Raw genomic sequence first — 18,474 nt, 5'->3', positions numbered from 1 at the left:
CAGATATAGCTATAAGTAAAAAAAGAAAAAATCCTATAAATTTGATAATCATAGATATAATTTTTCGTATTAATTTCGTATAAAAAAATGACATATAGAATAGAAAAAGATACATTAGGTAATGTGAAAGTTCCTATTAATAAATATTGGGGAGCACAAACAGAAAGATCTAGAAATAATTTTAAAATTGGACCGGAAGCTTCTATGCCAATAGAAATTATTTATGCATTTGCTTTTTTAAAAAAAGCTTCAGCTCATGTTAATTTTGAATTAGGTCTTTTATCTAAAAAAAAGAAAGATATAATATCTTCAGTTTGTGATGAGATTATAAAAGAAAAATTAGATGATCAATTTCCTTTAGTGATATGGCAAACAGGATCAGGAACTCATACCAATATGAATGTTAATGAAGTTATTTCTAATAGAGCTCATGTTTTAATGGATGGAAAATTAGGAGATTCACGAGTATCTTATATTCATCCCAATGATGATGTAAACATGTCTCAATCATCTAATGATACCTTTTCTACAGCAATGCATATTGCTTCTTATAAAAAATTAGTAGAGAAAACTATCCCTTCCATTAAAAAATTAAAAGAAGTTTTGGAAGAAAAATCCAAACTATTTCAAAATATTATTAAAATAGGAAGAACTCATCTTATGGATGCTATTCCTATTACTCTAGGACAAGAATTTTCAGGATATGTATCTCAGATAGATCATGGATTGAATGCTCTTAAAAAAAGTTTAGATCATCTTTCTGAATTGGCTATAGGTGGGACGGCTGTAGGAACTGGATTAAATGCTCCTATAGGTTATGACATAAAGATAACCGAATACATATGTAAATATACTGGTTTTCCTTTTAAAGTAGCAAAAAATAAGTTTGCGGCTATAGCATCTCATGATGCTATAGTGGAATCACACAATGCTCTTAAACAAATAGCCGTTTCTTTAATTAAAATATCGAATGACATTCGTTTTTTATCTTCTGGTCCAAGATCAGGTATTGGAGAGATTTATATTCCTGAAAACGAACCCGGATCTTCTATAATGCCTGGAAAAGTGAATCCTACTCAATGTGAGTCTATTATGATGGTCTGTACTCAAATTATGGGAAATGATATGGCTATTTCTATAGCGGGTTCTTCAGGAAATTTTGAATTAAATGTATCTAAACCATTAATAGCATACAATTTTTTACAATCTTCTCAACTTATTGCAGATTCTTGTAATTCTTTTTCCTCCCATTGTGTAATGGGTATAAAACCCAATTATCGTAGAATTAAAGAATTTTTGGATAAATCTTTAATGCTGGTTACAGTGCTTAATAATTGTATTGGATATGAAAAATCTGCAGAAATTGCAAAATTTGCTTATAAAAATAATACTACATTAAAAGAAGAAGCAATTAGATTAGGATACTTGACTGTTGACGAATTTGAAAAATTTGTGAATCCATCTAAAATGGTGTGAATAATATATATATTTCAAATTTTCAAAAAAATAATTTTTCTACATTAAAATGAATAATATCAGAGATTTTTTCTTCTGATATGGAATAAATTTCCGATAGTTTTTTTAAAATTATTCTTAAATTTACCGGTTCATTTCTTTTTCCTCTAAAAGGATGTGGAGAAAGATAAGGAGAATCAGTTTCTAATACTATATGATTCAAAGATATTTTATGTAAAAATTTATCAATATGATTATTTTTAAAAGTAATCATTCCACCAATACCTAATTGAATTCCAAAATCAATAATTTTTTTAGCTTGTTCCAAGGTTCCGGAAAAACAATGAAAAACACCTTTAAGAGAAGAGTCTTTTTCTTTTGACAAAATATGGAAAATTTGATCAAAAGCTTTTCTGCAATGTATAACTACAGGAAGTTTCTTTTTTTTAGCCCATTGTATTTGAGTTTGAAAAGCATATTTTTGTTCATCAAAAAATTTTTTATTTGAGTGTAGATCTATTCCAATTTCTCCTATAGAAATGAAGGAATTACTTTTATATAACCACGTTTTAATATGGTTCAATTCTTTTTCTAAACTATATGGATCAACTTTATTAGGGTGTAGTCCTATCATGGAAAAACATACATTAGGATATTTTTTCTCTAATTTTAATATACTAGGTATAGTAGAGCTATCTATAGATGGAAGTAAAAATCTATCAATTCCTTTTTGAAAGGCTTTTTGTATAACATGATGAATATCTTCATCAAATTCTTTCATGTATAAATGAGTATGGGTATCAGTAATTTTCATTTAATAATGAATCTTAAATTTTTTAAAATTAAAATATTTTTTATATGAAAGCTTATTTATTTCCTGGTCAAGGATCCCAATTTTTAGGAATGGGAAAAAATTTATACAAGAATTCTCATTTAGCGAAAAAATTATTTCAGTTATCTGACGAAGTTTTAGGTTTTCGAATTACATCTGTAATGTTCGAAGGTTCTATAAACACTTTGAAAAATACTAAATACACACAGTTAGCAATTTATATATATTCAGTTATAAAAGCAAAGATATTAGATAATTTTGAACCTGATATGGTAGCCGGACATTCTCTTGGTGAATTTTCTGCTTTAGCTGCAATTAGTGTATTTTCTTTTGAAGATGGATTAAAACTAGTGAATCAAAGAGCATCAATTATGCAAAATATTTGTGAAACAACTCATGGAGGTATGGCTGTAGTATTTGGTTTAAAAGATTCTATTATAGAAGAAGTTTGTAAAAAAGATCATGGTATTATAGTTCCATCTAATTATAATTGCCCTGAACAATTAGTAATTTCTGGAGAAATTTCAGCTTTGAAAAGAGTTTGTTTTTTTCTAAAAAAAATAGGAGCTAAAAGAATATTTACTCTTCCTGTTCATGGAGCTTTTCATTCTCCTATCATGGAACCAGCCAGAAAAAAATTTAAAAAAATCATAAAGAAAATTTCTTTTAAAGATTCTAAATATCCAATATATCAAAACGTAACTGCTTTACCTGTCATAAAATCTTATGATATAAAAAGAAATCTTGTAGAACAATTGACTTATCCAGTAAAATGGAAACAATCTATAAAAAATATGATGAAAGATGGAGCAGTTTCATTTACAGAGATAGGTCCAGGTAATATTTTGCAAGGTTTAATTAAAAAAATTACAAAAAATTCTTCCTAAAAAATATAAATCCATAATGCATCAACATAGACACAGACGTAATTTTTATAGTCATGGAAAATTGTTGTTAACAGGAGAATATTTTATTCTATATGGAGCCTATGGATTAGCTCTACCTACAATTAAAGGACAGTCGCTAACTATATTTGAAAATAATTTATCTCCTGTTTTACATTGGAAAAGTTATGATGAAATCAATGATAAACCTTGGTTTGAAGGAATATTTAAACTTCCGTCTTTAGATATTTGTTATGATACAGAAAGAAATACGGCTGTTAAATTGAGAAATTTGTTATTAATATCCCAAAAAATTAAAAAGAATTTTCTCCATAATTCATTAGGAATATATGTTAAAACACAATTGGAATTTCCTAGAAATTGGGGATTAGGTAGCAGTTCAACATTAATTAACAATATAGCAAAATGGGCTAAAATAGACCCTTACATGTTATTAGGAACTAATTTTCCAGGTAGTGGATATGACATAGCTTGTGTTTCAATTTCAAAACCTATAGTTTATAAACTTTGGAATCAGAAACCTCATATTATTCCCATAAAATTTAATCCTTCATTTAAGGATCAACTTTTTTTTCTACATCTTAATAAAAAACAGAATACTTGTGATGAAATACGAAATTTTCGTTCTAATATATATAATGTGTCCAATATTTCGAATAAAAATATTGAATCTATATCTTCCATAACTAAAAGAATTCTTTTTTGTAAAACATTAAAAGAATTTGAAGAATTGTTATTAAAACATGAAAAAATTTTATCAAAAATATTGAAACTTCCTACTATTAAAGAAATATATTTTCCAGATTATTTAGGTATAGTTAAAAGCTTAGGTGCTTGGGGGGGGGATTTTGTTCTAATTAGTTCTAGAAAAGGAATGAAGGATTATTTTTCTAATAAAGGGTTTGATACTCTTATTTCATTTGACGAAATGATTTTTAGAACATAAAAAGTTACATTTTATTTATTTATATTATTATATATATTTAAATATTTTGCTTATGTGCAATGTCGTGGATTTTAATACCGATGAGTATCATTATAAACTTCCTGTAATTTATGGAACTTTTTGTGAAAAAGCTATTAATATTTCTCAATTAAGGGAAAATACAGGTTTTATTACATTTGATCCAGGATTTAAAAATACGGGAATTACCAAAAGTTCTATTAGTTTTATAGACGGAGAAAAAGGAATACTTTTATATAGAGGATATCCTATTGAAGATATTATTAATAAATGCTCATTTATAGAAACAAGTTATCTCATTTTAAATGGAGAACTTCCTGATACTGCACAATTAAATTTTTTTTCTGAAAAAATAAAAAAATTTCATCACATACATAAAGATATAAAAAAAATACTATATAATATCCCCAATTTCTATCATCCAATGGGAATTTTATCTTCTTTAACTTATATTTTAGATGCATTTATACAATGTTTACAAGAAGAAGATTTATATCTTCATCTATTAGCTAAATTACCTATTTTAGCTGCTTTAACTTACAGAAAAAAAATTGGAGTGCCTCCTTCTCATGCAGATCGTAATCTTGATTACATATCCAATTTGTTAAAAATGTTTTTTTCTATTCCTAATCAATCTTATGAACAAAATCCAATCATATCGGATGCTTTGAATAAAATTTTAATTTTGCATGCTGATCATGAACAAAATTGCTCCACAACTACTGTTCGTTTATTAGGTTCCGCTCATTCAGGTTTATTTTCATCTATATCTGCAGGAATAAGTGCTCTTTGGGGAAGGTTGCATGGAGGAGCAAATCAAGCTGTAATTGAAATGTTAGAAACCATTTTTAAAAATGGAGGAAATGTAAATAAATGGATAGAAAAAGCAAAAAATAAAAAAGATCCATTTCGACTTATGGGTTTTGGACACAGAATTTATAAAAATTTTGACCCTAGAGCTAAGATAGCTAAAAAAGTAGCTGAAAATGTTATTCAACAATTGGGTATCTCTGATCCGATATTAGATTTAGCAAAAAATCTTGAAGAAAATGCCCTTAAAGATTCTTATTTTGTAGAAAAAAAACTTTATCCTAATATTGATTTTTATTCCGGAATTATTTATCAAGCTATAGGGTTTCCAAAAGATATGTTTACAGTTATGTTTGCATTAGGTAGATTACCAGGATGGATGGCTCATTGGAAAGAAATGAAATTAAATAGAGAACCCATAGGAAGACCTAGACAAATTTATATAGGATATAAAAAAAGAAATATAAAAAAATAATTAGTGCGGGCGAAGGGATTCGAACCCTTATGCCTAATAGGCATCAGATCCTAATTCTGACGTGTCTACCGGTTTCACCACGCCCACTCAAAATGTTTAGAAATTTAATAAATAAATTTTAATGAAAATAAAAAGAAGATGATATGATTTCGTGATTTTTATTTATAATTTTATATTCTGTGTATCCGAATGAATCTTTTGGAATTATTTTAATCCATTTTTTATATTTTAATAACCATTTTTGTTGAATAGAAGGAAACCCTCTTTTTAAAAAAGCTGAAACAAAAGAATGAATATGTAATTGTATCCCACCTTTATGATTATTATTTTTTATAATAGACTTTATAAGAAATTCTAAATGATAAATATAATCTAAAGAACAATTATCAGACTGTTTATTTTTTATATTCATTTTTTTTAATTCAGGTCTTACTCTATGACGAGTAAATTGAACTAGTCCAAATCTATTAGGAGGTAAAATATGATGTTTAGCTCTATCATTTTTCATTTTTTCTTTTAAATGTTGATACAACTTCTTTTTTTGTATGGAATCGAACATATCTATAAAATCCACTACAATTATACCGCCCATATCTCTCAATCTAAGTTGTCTTGCTATTTCTGTTGCTGCTAATATATTTATTTTAAGGATATTATTAATTCTTTCTGTTTTTGTACAATTTTTCATGATATGGTTATTCACTCCACTATTAACATCTATAACATGTAAAGCTTCAGTATGTTCTACAACAAGATAAGCTCCATTTTCAAGAGGTACATTTTTTCCCAAAAAAACTTGTATTTGTTTTTCTACCCCATATTTTTCAAATATGGGACTATTTCCCTTATAATGTTTAATTATATTAGTTTTTTCCGGAGCAATTAAAGATAAGTATGAATAAATTTTTTGGCAAATCAAATCATCATTACAATAGATAGATTTAAAATTGTCATCGAACATATCTCTTAATAAACAATAAGTTTTGTTACTTTCACTCAATATTCTAGCTGGAGGGATAAGTGTGATTAAAGCATTTAATGTTTTCTTCCATTTTTTAATTAGGAAAAATAACTCTTCATTTAAAACTTTTTCAAGTTCATTATTGGCAGCTGTACGAATAATAATTCCGAATTTATTCGGTATTATTTTTTCTATGTAAGAAATCAATCTATTTCTTTCTTTTATGTTTTTTATTTTTTTTGAAATAGAAATTTTTTCTGAAAAAGGGAAAAGTATTAAATTCCTACCTGGAATACAGATCTTTGTGGTAAGTTTTGGACCTTTATTGGAAATAGGTTCTTTAGAAATTTGAACTAATATTTTTTGTCCAATATGTAGTATATGATTTATAGAATTTTTGTTTTCTAAATTATTAAAATTTTTTTTTTTATGATTTTTGGATATCAGATCTAACATTTTATCTATTTGAAATCCAAGATCATCATAATGTAAAAAAGCTCCTTTTGAATATCCTATATCTATAATAGCAGCATTTAATCCATATAAAATTTTTTTAACTATTCCCAAATAAATATCTCCTACAGATAATTCTTTATCAAGAAAATCTCTGTGTAGCTCCAGTAACTTTCCTTCTTCCAAAAGAGCTATTTCAACATCTTGTCCTTCTGCATTTATAATTAATTCTTTATTCATACACAAAAACAAGGAAAAAAGTTTAAAACTTACAATAGATTAAATTAATCTAATAATTAAAATCATTGTTTCTTTTTATGCCTATTTTTCCTATTTCTTTTTTTTCTTTTATGAGTTGCTATTTTACGTCTTTTTCTTTTTTTTCCGTTTGGCATAATATTTAGTAATTATTGTTGTATCATCGTATTTTTTTTCATTCATTCTTTTATGGGAACATTTTTTTTCACTAATTCTGTAAAAGATTTTGAAGGTTTAAATGCTGGTATATTATGTGCAGGAATTATAATAGATATATCTTTGGATATATGACGACCAAGTTTTTTCGCTCTATATTTAATAATAAATGATCCAAATCCTCTTAAATAGACATTTTCTCCCGATGTTAAACTTTGTTTGATTTTTTTCATAAATGTTTCTATCACCTTTTGTGTATCAATTCTCTCAGATCCAGTTTCTGATATGATTTCTGTTATTATATCTGCTTTTGTCATGTTAAATCATTATATCGAATAACAAAATTCGGTTTCCTAAATATACCAATTTTTTATAAAATTGCTCTAAAATTAGAGGTATAAGCTATATGAATTTTTCTAAAAAAATAATAACTTGGTACAAGAGAAACCATCGTAAACTTCCTTGGAGAGAAACTAAAAAACCATATTATATATTAGTTTCAGAGTTTATGTTACAACAGACAAAAGTTTCAAAAAGAACCATAAAATATTATTTAAACTTTATAAAAAAATTTTCAAGTTTAGAAAAATTAGCTCAAGCAGAAGAAAAAGATGTGCTAAAAAAATGGGAAGGATTGGGTTATTATTCTAGAGCGAAATATTTACATTCTTTTGCTAAAAAATTAATAAATGATAAAAAATATTTTCCGAAGAAATATCAAGAATTAATAAAGTATAAGGGAATCGGTCCATATACAGGAGCAGCTATAGCTTCTATATGTTTTAATGAAGTTGTACCTGCGATTGATGGGAACGCTTGCAGAGTATTTTCTAGATATTTTGGAGTGTACGATGATATTACATGTACTACTACAAAAAATATGTTTCAAACAACTGTTTTAAAAGTAATGGATTTTAAATATCCAGGAATTTTTAATCAAGCAATTATGGATTTAGGTTCCATTTTATGTACTCCGAAAAATCCTAAATGTTTATTATGTCCAGTTAAAAACTCTTGTTTTTCTATTCGGAATGGAACTGTAGGTAAATTACCTGTAAAAAAAATAAAAAAATTTACAAAACATAGATTTTTTTATTATATTTTCCTATACAATCATAAAAATGTTTGTATAAATAAAAGATTAACTGAAGACATATGGAAAGGACTTTATGATTTTCCTTTAATAGAATCAAATAAAAATCTTTCAATTCATGAAATAATAAATAAAATTTGGAAAAAATTTAGAATAATTGTTTCTAATAGTTTTGTTTATCAAATAGAACATAAGCTTACTCATCAAATTTTATCGATTCGATTTCTAAATTGTAAAATTTTACAAGATTTAAGAAAAAATATTTTTTTGAAAAATTTCTTTTTTGTACCCTATAACAAAATAGGAGAGTATCCTTTTCCTCGTCCTATTATTTTATTTTTAAAACATGAAAAAATGATTTAGTTTTTATTTTCTATAATATATAGTATGAATTTAAGATCCGTTTTTTTTTCTAAAAATTATTATTAAAATTTAATCTATTGGAAAAAGAATCTTCGACGAATATTTTTTTAGAAAAAACTTTATGTTTGATTTTTTATTTTGCAATAATAATAATATTATTATTATTTTCTGCACTAATATCTGGATCAGAAACTGCTTTTTTTTGTATTGAAAAAAAAACTCTTGACAGAGAAAAGAAAAAAAACTCTTCTAAAGTAAATATTGTTTTTAAAATTTTAAGAGAGAAAAAAAAACTCTTAGCAACAATATTGATATCTAATAATTTTTCTAATATTGGAATTGTTATATTAAGTTCTTATTTAATAACAGAATTTTTACAAAAAAAAAATTTAGTTATTTATAACCAAATACATATTCCTATTAATTTTCTTTTAGAAGTAGTGGTTCTTACTTTTATTTTACTATTATTTGGAGAAATAATCCCTAAAATATATGCTAGTAAAAATAACTTTCGTTTCGCTATTTTTATGGCAAAACCCCTAATAATTTTAAGCAAAATATTAAATCCAATTAGTAAAATTATTATTTTAATTTCAAAATCAATAGAAAAAAAAGTAATAAAAAAAAAGAATCTTATTTCTGTAGATTTACTTTCTAAGGCTTTAAAAATTACATCTCCAAATCAAAAAAATATTAAAGAACGTCATTTTTTACAAAGAATTGTTGATTTTGGAAATACAGAAACACATCAAATTATGACTCCAAGAATAGATATGTTTGCTTTGAATAGCAATTCAAATTTTTCTGATGTTTTAGAATTAGTTCGTAATCAAGGTTACTCTCGTATTCCTGTATATAAAGATAGTATTGATGATATAGAAGGTGTTCTTTTTGCTAAAGATTTACTTCCATTTATTTATGATAGAAATTTTAAATGGAATAATCTCATTCATACTCCTTTTTTTGTTCCAGGAAAAAAAAAGATAGATGATCTTTTGAGCGATTTTAAAAAAAGGAAAATACATTTAGCTATTGTGGTGGATGAATATGGAGGAACATGTGGTTTAGTTACTCTTGAAGATGTAATCGAAGAAATAGTAGGAGATATTATTGATGAATTTGATGAAGAAGATATGTCTTATTCTAAATTAAATCAAAATAATTATTTGTTCGATGGAAAAACATCTTTAATCAATTTCTATCGTATTATGGATATTAAAGAAGAAATAATTTTTGAAAATCAAAAAGGAGATGCAGATACTTTAGGAGGATTTATTATGGAAATAAATAAAGAATTTCCTAAAAAAAAACAGAAAATAAATTTCTTAAATTATTCTTTTATTATAAAAAGTATTGATCATAAAAGAATTAAAACTATAGAAGTGATAAGAAAAAATAAATTAAATCATGATTAAAACAAAAAAAAATTATATTTTACATGGAATGAAAAAAAGTAAGATTTTTTTTTCTATCATATTTACGATTATAATAGTAGTAAGTGTTGGCGTATATTTTTTTTTAAATAAATTTTTTTTATATCCATCAGAAAAAAAAGCCATGGAAGAATTGAATTATGCTCAACAATGTCTTTATAAAGGAGATATAGATAAAGCTTTAAATAGGAAAAAGATTAAAAATTATTTAGGATTTTCAGGAGTAGCTTCTAAATTTCCTTTTACAAAATCAGGAAATATCTCTAAATTTTATGCAGGAATTTGCTATTATAAACTGGGTGATTACAACGAATCCATAAAAATGATGAAAAATTTTTCCGCAAAAGATGAAATTTTATCTTCTATGAAATATGGAATTATAGGCGATGCTTTTACTCAAATAAAAAACGAAAAAGAAGCCTTAAAAAATTATATTATAGCAGCAAGTATAAGAGATAATGAAATCACAACTCCTCTGTATTATTACAAAGCGGCTTTATTAAATTTTTATATGAAAAAATATAAAGATTCTAAATACTTTCTAAAAAAAATTGAAAAAAAATATCCTTTTTTTTTGTATAAAAAAAATGTTGAAAAATATCTTATGTTTATTGAAAATAAATCATAAATTATGAAGAAAGATCCTGATTATTTACTAGATGAAAAAGAAATAAAAAATGCAGATCTAAAATTTGCTATTATTGTTTCGTTATGGAACGGAGAAATTACGAATAGATTATATAACGGAGTATATAAAACGTTAATTCAATTAGGAATACTAAAAGAAAAAATTAAAACTTGGAAAGTTCCTGGAAGTTATGAATTGATTTATTCTTCTAAAAGAATAGCTCATTGTTATAATTTCGATTCTATTATTGCAATAGGATCTCTTATAAAAGGAGAAACACCTCATTTTAAATATTTATGTCAAGCTATTTCGAATGGAATTAAAGACATTAATATAATATATGATGTTCCTGTTATATTTTGTGTTCTTTCTGATAATAATCTACAACAATCTTTTGATAGATCAGGTGGAAAGAATGGAAATAAAGGAATAGAATGCGCTAAAACAGCTATATATATGTCTTTATTTAGGAAATCTATAAAATGAAAAATATTATTCAATTTTTACCTGAAAAAGTAATTCATCAAATAGCTGCGGGAGAAGTCATAGAACGTCCTTCTTCTGTTTTAAAAGAACTTTTAGAAAATGCCATAGATGCGAACGCAAAAATGATTGATATTTTTATCAAAAATTCAGGAAAAACATTAGTTCAATTAATAGATGATGGAATAGGAATGAATATGAATGATGCTAAAATGAGTATTGAAAGACATGCCACTTCTAAAATTAAAAAAACTGATGATATTTTCAGAATTCAAACAAAAGGATTTAGAGGGGAAGCTTTGGCTTCTATAGCACTAATTTCTCAATTAGAAATACAAACTAAAAGTAAAGAAGACATACTGGGAATTCATCTTTTTGTAGAAGAAGGAAAAATAAAGAAGCAGTTTCCTATAAGTATGATTAAAGGAACAAGAGTTTCCGTAAAAAATATTTTTTATAAATTTCCTGTTAGAAGAAGATTTTTAAAATCTTCTAGGATAGAATTTCAATATATTATTTATGAATTTTATAAAATTGTTTTAGCACATAGAAATATAACATATCGATTTTATCATAATAATAAAATTCTTTTCTATTTTAAGAAAACATCTTTAATAGAAAGAATTAAAGAAATTTTTTTCAAAAAAAAAATAAAAAATTTAGTTCCTATTTTTATAAAAAAAAATAGAATTCTTGTAGAAGGTTTTGTAAGCATTCCAGATATTTCTATTAAAAAAGGAAATCAATTTTTATTAATCAATCAACGTTTTGTTAAACATTTTTTTTTACATAGAAAAATTATTCATGCTTATGATGGTTTTTTAAAAGATTTCAAATCAGCTTCTTATTTTATTTTTATTTTTATAGATTCTAATATGGTAAATTGGAATATACATCCAACAAAAAAAGAAGTAAAGTTAGAAGAAGAGGAAATGATTGGCGATATAATTCAACAAGAGATTAAGGGTATTTTATTTAATCAATACAAAGTAAAAAATAAAGAGTTGAAAAATTATGATATTTTTTTATCTTATAGGAAAAAAGATTATTTATTAAATAATTTTTATGATAGACTTTCTGATAAAGAAAAAATTTTCCAATTAGAAAGCTGGTTTCATAAAATAAATGAATCTGATTCCTATAAATCAGAAAAAAATTTTGAATTATTGAATAAGTTATCTCATTATGTTTTGCATAAAACAGAAATAAAAACTTTTCAGTTTAATAGAAAATATATAATTTTTATCTTGAATAATGAATATATAGTATTTGTTGATCAACACAGGGCTCATAAAAACATATTATTTGAATTCTTTTTAAGAAAAAAAAGTTTGATAAGTCAACAATTTATTTTTCCTATAAAAGTAAAACTTTCGAAAAAAGAGTATTTTTCTTTGAAAAATATCAAAAATGATTTGATTAATTTTGGATTTCATTTATATCTTTATGAAGAATCTATTTATCTATATTCTGTACCTGAAAATATACAACAAAATATGTTGGTTGAAATTATTAAAAATATTGTAAGGTATAATTTTGTTCAAGGAGAAGAAAATAATAAAAAAAAACTCCTTCAGATCATATCTGAATCCGCATCTATAAAATACGGAACAAAACTATATCCTGAAAAAATGGAATGCATAATTAAAGATTTATTCTGTTCTTGTCATAATCCAAATTACACATATTTAGAAGATACCATATTTTTTGTATTAAGCAAAAATTTTTTTAACAAGTGAATTTTTATATAAATTTCAATTCAGATGCTGTAAAACATTTAATTAGTATTAACATACTAGTATATACAGCTACTTTTGTTTTTTCACAATATAGAATAGAAAGTATACTTTCTTTATATCATCCTCTAGATGAACGATTTGAATTATATCAAATCTTAACTCATATGTTTGTACATTCTAAACGACTTTTTTTGCATATAATTTTTAATATGTTAGCTTTATTTATGTTTGGAGGACAAATAGAAACTCTATTAGGAATCAAAAAATTTATAATTATATATTTTTTATCAGGTATTTTAGCCGCATTATTTCAAATTATTTTTAATACTGGAGTTTTATATTATTTTGTTCAAACTTTAGATTTTTCACAAGCAAAAAAAATGTTAAAATATTTCAATGAAGAACAAAAAATTAATCTTTATAGTTCAATGTATTCTCCTATGCTGGGCGCTTCTGGAGCCGTAAGTGGAATAGTAGGAGCTTTCGCTAAATTTTTTCCGGAACATAAAATTTTTATTCTACCTTTTCCTTTTCCAATAGCAGTTAGGAAAGCTCTGATAATTTTTATTTTTGGAAGTATCGTTTCGTCTATTTTTAATTTAACACCTGGTGTTGCTCATTTTGCACATATTGGAGGTATTTTATCCGGTTATTTTATAGTAAGTTTTTTTTATAAAAAATGAAATAAAATAAAATTTTTTAAATTGATGATTTTTTTTCGCTATTAAATGATAAATAAATCAAATATATAAATGAAAATAAAAAAAATAAAGATAAATAAGAGTGTTTTCCATCTATTGTTCTCATAATACGATCCCAACGAAATTTCCAATTAAATATATTTAAAGGATTTTTTCTATCCCAATCTATACTCATCCATATAAATATAGGTTTTCCTACTATATAATCTTCTGGTAAAAAACCCCAATAACGAGAATCATATGAATTATGTCTATTATCTCCCATCATGAAATAGTAATTATTTTTGACTTTATAATAATTTTTTGAAATTATATCAAATTTACTGACTTTTTCATAAGTAAAAATTTCATTATAAATATGAATATTTTTTGAACTTAACTTAATAAGTTCTCCTTTTCTTGGTATATGCAATGGACCAAAAAAATCTCTATTCCAATCAAAATGATTAGGAAATATATAATGTTCTTTGAAATGAATGGGAAGAATATATTTTTTGATAAAAATTATGTTTTTAAATAAATTTTTTATTTGAATTACTTTTTTTTCGTTTAACATAATTTGATAAAAATATTCGTTGTTTTTTTCTCCAAAATATTCAATATCTTCAATATCCATTTTGTTTCTAATATATTCTATATTCAAAGGAATATTTATTGTTTTAATAAAATAAGCTTGTTGTTTTCCAAAAAAAAATCTTTCCTTTTTATGATTAACAAATAAAATTCCTTTTTTAATAGAGATTAAATCTCCTGGTAACCCTACACAACGTTTAACATAATGGTCTTTTCGATCTATTATTTCATGATTATAATCTTTAGGAAAATTAAAAACGACTATATCATTTCTTTGCATAGATTGTATAGAAGGAAAACGGAAATAAGGCCATTGAAAAATAGAAATGTAAGATTTTATATTTCCAATAATGTTATTATGTGTAAAAGGAATGGATATAGGAGACATAGGCATTCGTAATCCATAATGAATTTTGCTGACTAATATAAAATCTCCTACTAATAAAGTTCTTTCCATAGAAGAAGTAGGGATAACAAAAGGTTGGATTATGTAAGTGTGAATTATAAAAGAGAAAATCAAAGATATAAAAATTCCTATATTATCTTCTTTTTTTTGTATATTTTCAGTTTTAAAAAAATTAATTTTTTTAAAAAAATTTATGTAATAAATATATAAACCTGCAGATAAAAAAAATAAAAAAACATTTTTTTTTGTTTTTTTTAAAAAAGTAAAAATCAAATCCATCCATAAAATAAAAAATAAGATTATACTAGTCAATGGAATCAATAATAGAAAAATCCACCATATAGATCTTTTATAAATTTTTAAAAGAATAAATACGTTATATATAGGAATAAGAATTTTACAAGATTTTATACCTAATTTTTTATAAAAATTCCATGTTCCTAAAACATGAATAATATGTTCAAAAAATAAAAAAATACCGCTAAAAATAAAATATTGCATAAATACTATCTTATTATAATCCTAATACTTCTTTCATAGAAAAAATACCTTTTTTGTTTTGTATCCACTCTGCTGCAATAACAGCACCTAAAGCAAAACATTCCCTACTATAAGCTTTATGTTGTATTTTAATACTGTCTATTTTAGATTTATATTTTACAATATGAATTCCTGGTATATTATTTAATCTTTTTGATGAAATTAAAATATGATTTTTTGATTTTCTATTATCTAAAATCCATGTTTCTTTCATTTTATTATTCACAATATCCTTTGCTAAGAAAATTGCTGTTCCACTAGGTTTATCTATTTTATCCTTATGATGAATTTCTTCTATTGTTACTTCATAATCTTTAGAAAAGAGTTGTAATAATTGGGATAATTTTTTATTAATCTCGAAAAAAATATTCATTCCAATACTAAAATTAGAGGAATACAAAAAAGATCCATTTTTTTCTAAACATATTTTTTTTATAAATTTAATTTGGTTTAACCATCCTGTGGTTCCACATACTATAGGGATATTATTTTCTATACAAATTTTTACATTGTTAAATGCAGAATGAGGTTGACTAAATTCTATTACTACATCTGAATGTGATTTATTTAATAAATCTAAAGAAGGAGTCCCATCATAACATAATGAAATTTTATGATTTCTAATTCTAGCTATTTTTTCTATAGCTTTTCCCATTTTTCCATACCCTATTATTGCTATATTCATATTATATTATTTTATTTTTTGATGAAATATTAATAAATTTGATAGTAGCCCACGTGGTGAAAATGGTAGACACGCCACTTTGAGGGGGTGGTATCCGATAATAGGATGTGCTGGTTCAAATCCAGTCGTGGGTACAAATTCATTAAATTTGTTTTTTTCTTATCTTATATATTTATTTATATGAGAATACGAAATAAATCTAGATTTTTATTTAAATATTGAAAATGAACTTTGTATTTCCTCATTCTTCCTAATAATATAGAAAATTCATTTTTATCTGCTAATTCTATCCCTATTACTGCTGGTCCTTCTTCTTTAGAAGTTTTTTTAGAATATTCAAAATAAACAATATCATTTTTATATCCTAAAATATTATTAACGAATTCTTTTAAAGCGCCAGTTCTTTGTGGAAATTTAACAATGAAATAATGTTTTTTTTCTTCATATAATAAAGATCGTTCTCTGATTTCCTCCATTCTGGTAATATCATTGTTTCCTCCACTTAAAATACAAACAATTGTTTTTCCTTTTATATCATCAGAGTAAAAGTCTAAAGCTGCTATTGAAAGAGCTCCAGCCGGTTCTGCAACAATAGCTTCTAAATTATATAAATCAAGAATCGTTGTACAAACTTTTCCTTCCGGAACGGTTTGCATGTTAAACAATGTTTGGTTACATATATTAAAATTCAATTTTCCCACTTTCTTTACTGAAGCACCATCTATAAATCTATCTATTGTTTTTAATTCAACAATTTTTCCTTTTTTTAAAGAAATACTCATAGATGGAGCTCCTTTAGGTTCTACACCTATAATTTTAGTTCCAGGACTAAATTCTCGAAAATGGCTTCCTACACCAGAAGCTAACCCTCCTCCACCAATAGGAACAAAAACATAATCTATATCTGAAATAGACTGTTGTAAAATTTCTAATCCAACTGTAGCTTGTCCTTCAATAATTTTAATGTCATCAAAAGGATGAATAAAAATTTTTGAATTTTTTTTACAATCTTTTATAGCTTCATAACTAACCTCATCAAAAGTATCTCCAATAAGAGTAATTTCAACATATTTTTTTCCAAACATTTTTACTCTTTCTACTTTTTGTTTAGGAGTAGTATTTGGCATATATATTTTTCCTGGTATTTTTAATATGTTACAAGAAAAAGCCACTCCCTGTGCATGATTTCCTGCACTTGCACAGATAATACCTTTTTTCAGTTCTGTATGAGATAAACTTTTAATTTTATTATAAGCCCCTCTAATTTTATATGAACGGATAATTTGTAAATCTTCTCTCTTTAAAAAAATATTAGCTTTATGTTTTTCTGATAAAAAAGAATTTCTCTGCAATGGAGTTTCATAAATAATATCTTTTAATATATTTTTAGCTTTTATTATTTCCTTGTAAGAAGGAAAATATCCTTTTAACTTATTTTTCAATACTTTAAAAATAAAATGAGAAAATATTTTTAATATTGTTTTTTTTAAATTTCATCTTTTTTTTCCGGTCTAAGATTACGAATTATAGATCCTACTTTCCATAATTCACTCTTTCTAAGATCTTGTAATTCTTTTTCTAATTTTTCTCTATAATTCATTTCACTATTAGATTTTATAACTCTTTCTGCTTCATTTCCAGAGGAAACTTCATGATATAATTCTTGAAATATAGGAAAAGTAGCATCTCTAAATTTTTTCCACCAGTCTAAAGCTCCTCTTTGTGCAGTAGTAGAACAATTGGCATACATCCAGTCCATTCCTTTTTCCGAAACTAATGGCATTAGACTTTGAGTTAACTCTTCTACAGTTTCGTTAAAAGATTCTGAAGGAGAATGACCTTTTTCTCTCAATACTTGATATTGTGCAGCAAAAATTCCTTGTATAGCACCCATCAAAGTCCCTCTCTCTCCTACTAAATCAGAATATACTTCATTTTGAAAATTTGTTTCAAATAAATACCCAGACCCTATTCCAATTCCAATTGATAAAGCTTTTTCTAATCCATTTCCACTATAATCTTGATAGACAGAATAACTAGAATTAATCCCTTTTCCTTTTTTAAAAAACTTTCTTAAACTGGTACCCGATCCTTTGGGTGCTACTAAAAAAATATCTATATTTTTAGGAGGATATATTTTTGTTTTATTACAAAAAGTTAATCCAAAACCATGTGAAAAATATAAAGATTTTCCTTTAGTTAAATATTTATTAAGGATAGGCCAAAAATGTATCTGACCTGCATCTGATAACAAATACATGAGTATAGTTCCTTTTTTAGAAGCTTCTTCTAAAGAAAAAAGATTTTTACCTTCTATCCATCCATCTTTTAACGCTTTATTCCAAGAATAAGAATGTTTTCTTTGTCCTACTATTACTTTAAATCCATTATCTCTTAAGTTTAGAGATTGTCCGGGTCCTTGGACTCCATATCCTAATACGGAGATAGTTTCTTTTTTTAAAATTTCTTTAGCTTTAGATAATGGAAATTCATCTCTTGTAATAATATTTTCTTCTGTAGATCCAAATTTAATTTTCATAATTTTTTTAAAAATTTAAGTA

17 protein-coding genes and 2 tRNA genes are annotated in these 18,474 nt (G+C 24.8%); 11 read left to right on the top strand and 8 right to left on the bottom strand.

Annotated elements, in window-relative coordinates; translation table 11 throughout:
- The first annotated feature begins 87 nt into the window (after positions 1–87).
- The gene (gene fumC / locus H0H44_RS00515) at positions 88–1,476 is read left to right on the top strand and encodes a class II fumarate hydratase (RefSeq protein ID WP_185871734.1); all 1,389 of its coding nucleotides are present in this window, start codon (positions 88–90) and stop codon (positions 1,474–1,476) included.
- A gap of 22 nt (positions 1,477–1,498) precedes the next feature.
- On the opposite strand, the gene H0H44_RS00510 is transcribed toward fumC, so the two are convergent.
- A complete protein-coding gene (locus H0H44_RS00510; protein WP_185871733.1) occupies positions 1,499–2,269 on the bottom strand; it encodes a TatD family hydrolase in 771 nt (256 codons plus the stop codon).
- A gap of 44 nt (positions 2,270–2,313) precedes the next feature.
- Between H0H44_RS00510 and fabD the strand changes: the two genes are divergently transcribed.
- From fabD to H0H44_RS00495, 3 genes are read left to right on the top strand one after another with little or no spacing between them, the layout of a single operon-like run.
- Positions 2,314–3,174 (top strand): ACP S-malonyltransferase, encoded by an 861-nt coding sequence (gene fabD, locus H0H44_RS00505; protein ID WP_185871732.1) that lies wholly within the window; start codon positions 2,314–2,316, stop codon positions 3,172–3,174.
- Positions 3,175–3,190: 16 nt separating this feature from the next.
- Positions 3,191–4,138: a GYDIA family GHMP kinase gene (locus H0H44_RS00500; protein ID WP_185871731.1), complete on the top strand. Its 948-nt coding sequence runs from the start codon at positions 3,191–3,193 to the stop codon at positions 4,136–4,138.
- A gap of 52 nt (positions 4,139–4,190) precedes the next feature.
- The gene (locus H0H44_RS00495; RefSeq protein WP_185871730.1) at positions 4,191–5,441 is read left to right on the top strand and encodes a citrate synthase; all 1,251 of its coding nucleotides are present in this window, start codon (positions 4,191–4,193) and stop codon (positions 5,439–5,441) included.
- Positions 5,442–5,445: 4 nt separating this feature from the next.
- Here the strand turns inward: H0H44_RS00495 and H0H44_RS00490 are convergent.
- The 3 genes from H0H44_RS00490 to H0H44_RS00480 all read right to left on the bottom strand — a co-directional run bounded on the left by H0H44_RS00490 (position 5,446) and on the right by H0H44_RS00480 (position 7,586).
- Positions 5,446–5,528, bottom strand: a tRNA-Leu gene (locus H0H44_RS00490).
- Positions 5,529–5,559: 31 nt separating this feature from the next.
- Positions 5,560–7,095 (bottom strand): Rne/Rng family ribonuclease, encoded by a 1,536-nt coding sequence (locus H0H44_RS00485; RefSeq protein ID WP_185871729.1) that lies wholly within the window; start codon positions 7,093–7,095, stop codon positions 5,560–5,562.
- Between the two features lie 197 nt (positions 7,096–7,292).
- Entirely contained in the window at positions 7,293–7,586 is a 294-nt protein-coding gene (locus tag H0H44_RS00480) for an HU family DNA-binding protein (RefSeq protein ID WP_185871728.1), read from the bottom strand.
- An 89-nt stretch (positions 7,587–7,675) separates the two neighbouring features.
- Between H0H44_RS00480 and H0H44_RS00475 the strand changes: the two genes are divergently transcribed.
- The 6 genes from H0H44_RS00475 to H0H44_RS00450 all read left to right on the top strand — a co-directional run bounded on the left by H0H44_RS00475 (position 7,676) and on the right by H0H44_RS00450 (position 13,691).
- Positions 7,676–8,725, top strand: a complete 1,050-nt coding sequence (locus tag H0H44_RS00475; RefSeq protein WP_185871727.1) for an A/G-specific adenine glycosylase — start codon at positions 7,676–7,678, stop codon at positions 8,723–8,725.
- Between the two features lie 77 nt (positions 8,726–8,802).
- Positions 8,803–10,140 (top strand): gliding motility-associated protein GldE, encoded by a 1,338-nt coding sequence (gene gldE / locus H0H44_RS00470; RefSeq protein ID WP_185871726.1) that lies wholly within the window; start codon positions 8,803–8,805, stop codon positions 10,138–10,140.
- Complete coding sequence (locus H0H44_RS00465) at positions 10,133–10,786, top strand: tetratricopeptide repeat protein (protein WP_238786140.1); 654 nt, start codon at positions 10,133–10,135, stop codon at positions 10,784–10,786. The genes gldE and H0H44_RS00465 overlap by 8 nt, the downstream gene beginning before the upstream one ends.
- A 3-nt stretch (positions 10,787–10,789) precedes the next feature.
- Positions 10,790–11,272, top strand: a complete 483-nt coding sequence (gene ribH / locus H0H44_RS00460; RefSeq protein WP_185871725.1) for a 6,7-dimethyl-8-ribityllumazine synthase — start codon at positions 10,790–10,792, stop codon at positions 11,270–11,272.
- Positions 11,269–13,008, top strand: coding sequence for a DNA mismatch repair endonuclease MutL (gene mutL / locus H0H44_RS00455; RefSeq protein WP_185871724.1), 1,740 nt, complete (start codon positions 11,269–11,271; stop codon positions 13,006–13,008). Before ribH ends, mutL begins: the two co-directional genes overlap by 4 nt.
- Entirely contained in the window at positions 13,005–13,691 is a 687-nt protein-coding gene (locus tag H0H44_RS00450; protein WP_185871723.1) for a rhomboid family intramembrane serine protease, read from the top strand. Before mutL ends, H0H44_RS00450 begins: the two co-directional genes overlap by 4 nt.
- Before the next feature lie 16 nt (positions 13,692–13,707).
- Here H0H44_RS00450 and lepB read toward each other — a convergent pair whose 3' ends face one another.
- A complete protein-coding gene (lepB, locus tag H0H44_RS00445; protein WP_185871722.1) occupies positions 13,708–15,189 on the bottom strand; it encodes a signal peptidase I in 1,482 nt (493 codons plus the stop codon).
- A 13-nt stretch (positions 15,190–15,202) separates the two neighbouring features.
- Entirely contained in the window at positions 15,203–15,913 is a 711-nt protein-coding gene (gene dapB, locus H0H44_RS00440; protein ID WP_185871721.1) for a 4-hydroxy-tetrahydrodipicolinate reductase, read from the bottom strand.
- Positions 15,914–15,960: 47 nt separating this feature from the next.
- Between dapB and H0H44_RS00435 the strand changes: the two genes are divergently transcribed.
- A tRNA-Leu gene (locus H0H44_RS00435) sits at positions 15,961–16,047 on the top strand.
- Positions 16,048–16,089: 42 nt separating this feature from the next.
- Here the strand turns inward: H0H44_RS00435 and ilvA are convergent.
- Both ilvA and ilvC read right to left on the bottom strand, forming a co-directional pair.
- The gene (ilvA, locus tag H0H44_RS00430) at positions 16,090–17,355 is read right to left on the bottom strand and encodes a threonine ammonia-lyase (RefSeq protein WP_185871720.1); all 1,266 of its coding nucleotides are present in this window, start codon (positions 17,353–17,355) and stop codon (positions 16,090–16,092) included.
- A gap of 44 nt (positions 17,356–17,399) precedes the next feature.
- A complete protein-coding gene (gene ilvC / locus H0H44_RS00425) occupies positions 17,400–18,452 on the bottom strand; it encodes a ketol-acid reductoisomerase (RefSeq protein ID WP_185871719.1) in 1,053 nt (350 codons plus the stop codon).
- Positions 18,453–18,474: the final 22 nt, after the last annotated feature.

Origin of the sequence: Blattabacterium cuenoti (assembly GCF_014252115.1) — a bacterium.
GTDB lineage: Bacteria > Bacteroidota > Bacteroidia > Flavobacteriales > Blattabacteriaceae > Blattabacterium > Blattabacterium cuenoti_AK.
Note: the sequence above shows the minus strand (reverse complement) of the source record. Positions and strands in the feature narration are given on the sequence as shown.

Coding starts and splice junctions, on each gene's coding strand:
- fumC (WP_185871734.1), top strand. CDS start 88: ATGACATATAGAATAGAAAAAGATACATTAGGTAATGTGAAAGTTCCT.
- dapB (WP_185871721.1), bottom strand. CDS start 15,913: ATGAATATAGCAATAATAGGGTATGGAAAAATGGGAAAAGCTATAGAA.
- H0H44_RS00510 (WP_185871733.1), bottom strand. CDS start 2,269: ATGAAAATTACTGATACCCATACTCATTTATACATGAAAGAATTTGAT.
- fabD (WP_185871732.1), top strand. CDS start 2,314: ATGAAAGCTTATTTATTTCCTGGTCAAGGATCCCAATTTTTAGGAATG.
- H0H44_RS00500 (WP_185871731.1), top strand. CDS start 3,191: ATGCATCAACATAGACACAGACGTAATTTTTATAGTCATGGAAAATTG.
- H0H44_RS00495 (WP_185871730.1), top strand. CDS start 4,191: ATGTGCAATGTCGTGGATTTTAATACCGATGAGTATCATTATAAACTT.
- mutL (WP_185871724.1), top strand. CDS start 11,269: ATGAAAAATATTATTCAATTTTTACCTGAAAAAGTAATTCATCAAATA.
- lepB (WP_185871722.1), bottom strand. CDS start 15,189: ATGCAATATTTTATTTTTAGCGGTATTTTTTTATTTTTTGAACATATT.
- H0H44_RS00485 (WP_185871729.1), bottom strand. CDS start 7,095: ATGAATAAAGAATTAATTATAAATGCAGAAGGACAAGATGTTGAAATA.
- H0H44_RS00475 (WP_185871727.1), top strand. CDS start 7,676: ATGAATTTTTCTAAAAAAATAATAACTTGGTACAAGAGAAACCATCGT.
- ribH (WP_185871725.1), top strand. CDS start 10,790: ATGAAGAAAGATCCTGATTATTTACTAGATGAAAAAGAAATAAAAAAT.
- H0H44_RS00480 (WP_185871728.1), bottom strand. CDS start 7,586: ATGACAAAAGCAGATATAATAACAGAAATCATATCAGAAACTGGATCT.
- H0H44_RS00465 (WP_238786140.1), top strand. CDS start 10,133: ATGATTAAAACAAAAAAAAATTATATTTTACATGGAATGAAAAAAAGT.
- ilvC (WP_185871719.1), bottom strand. CDS start 18,452: ATGAAAATTAAATTTGGATCTACAGAAGAAAATATTATTACAAGAGAT.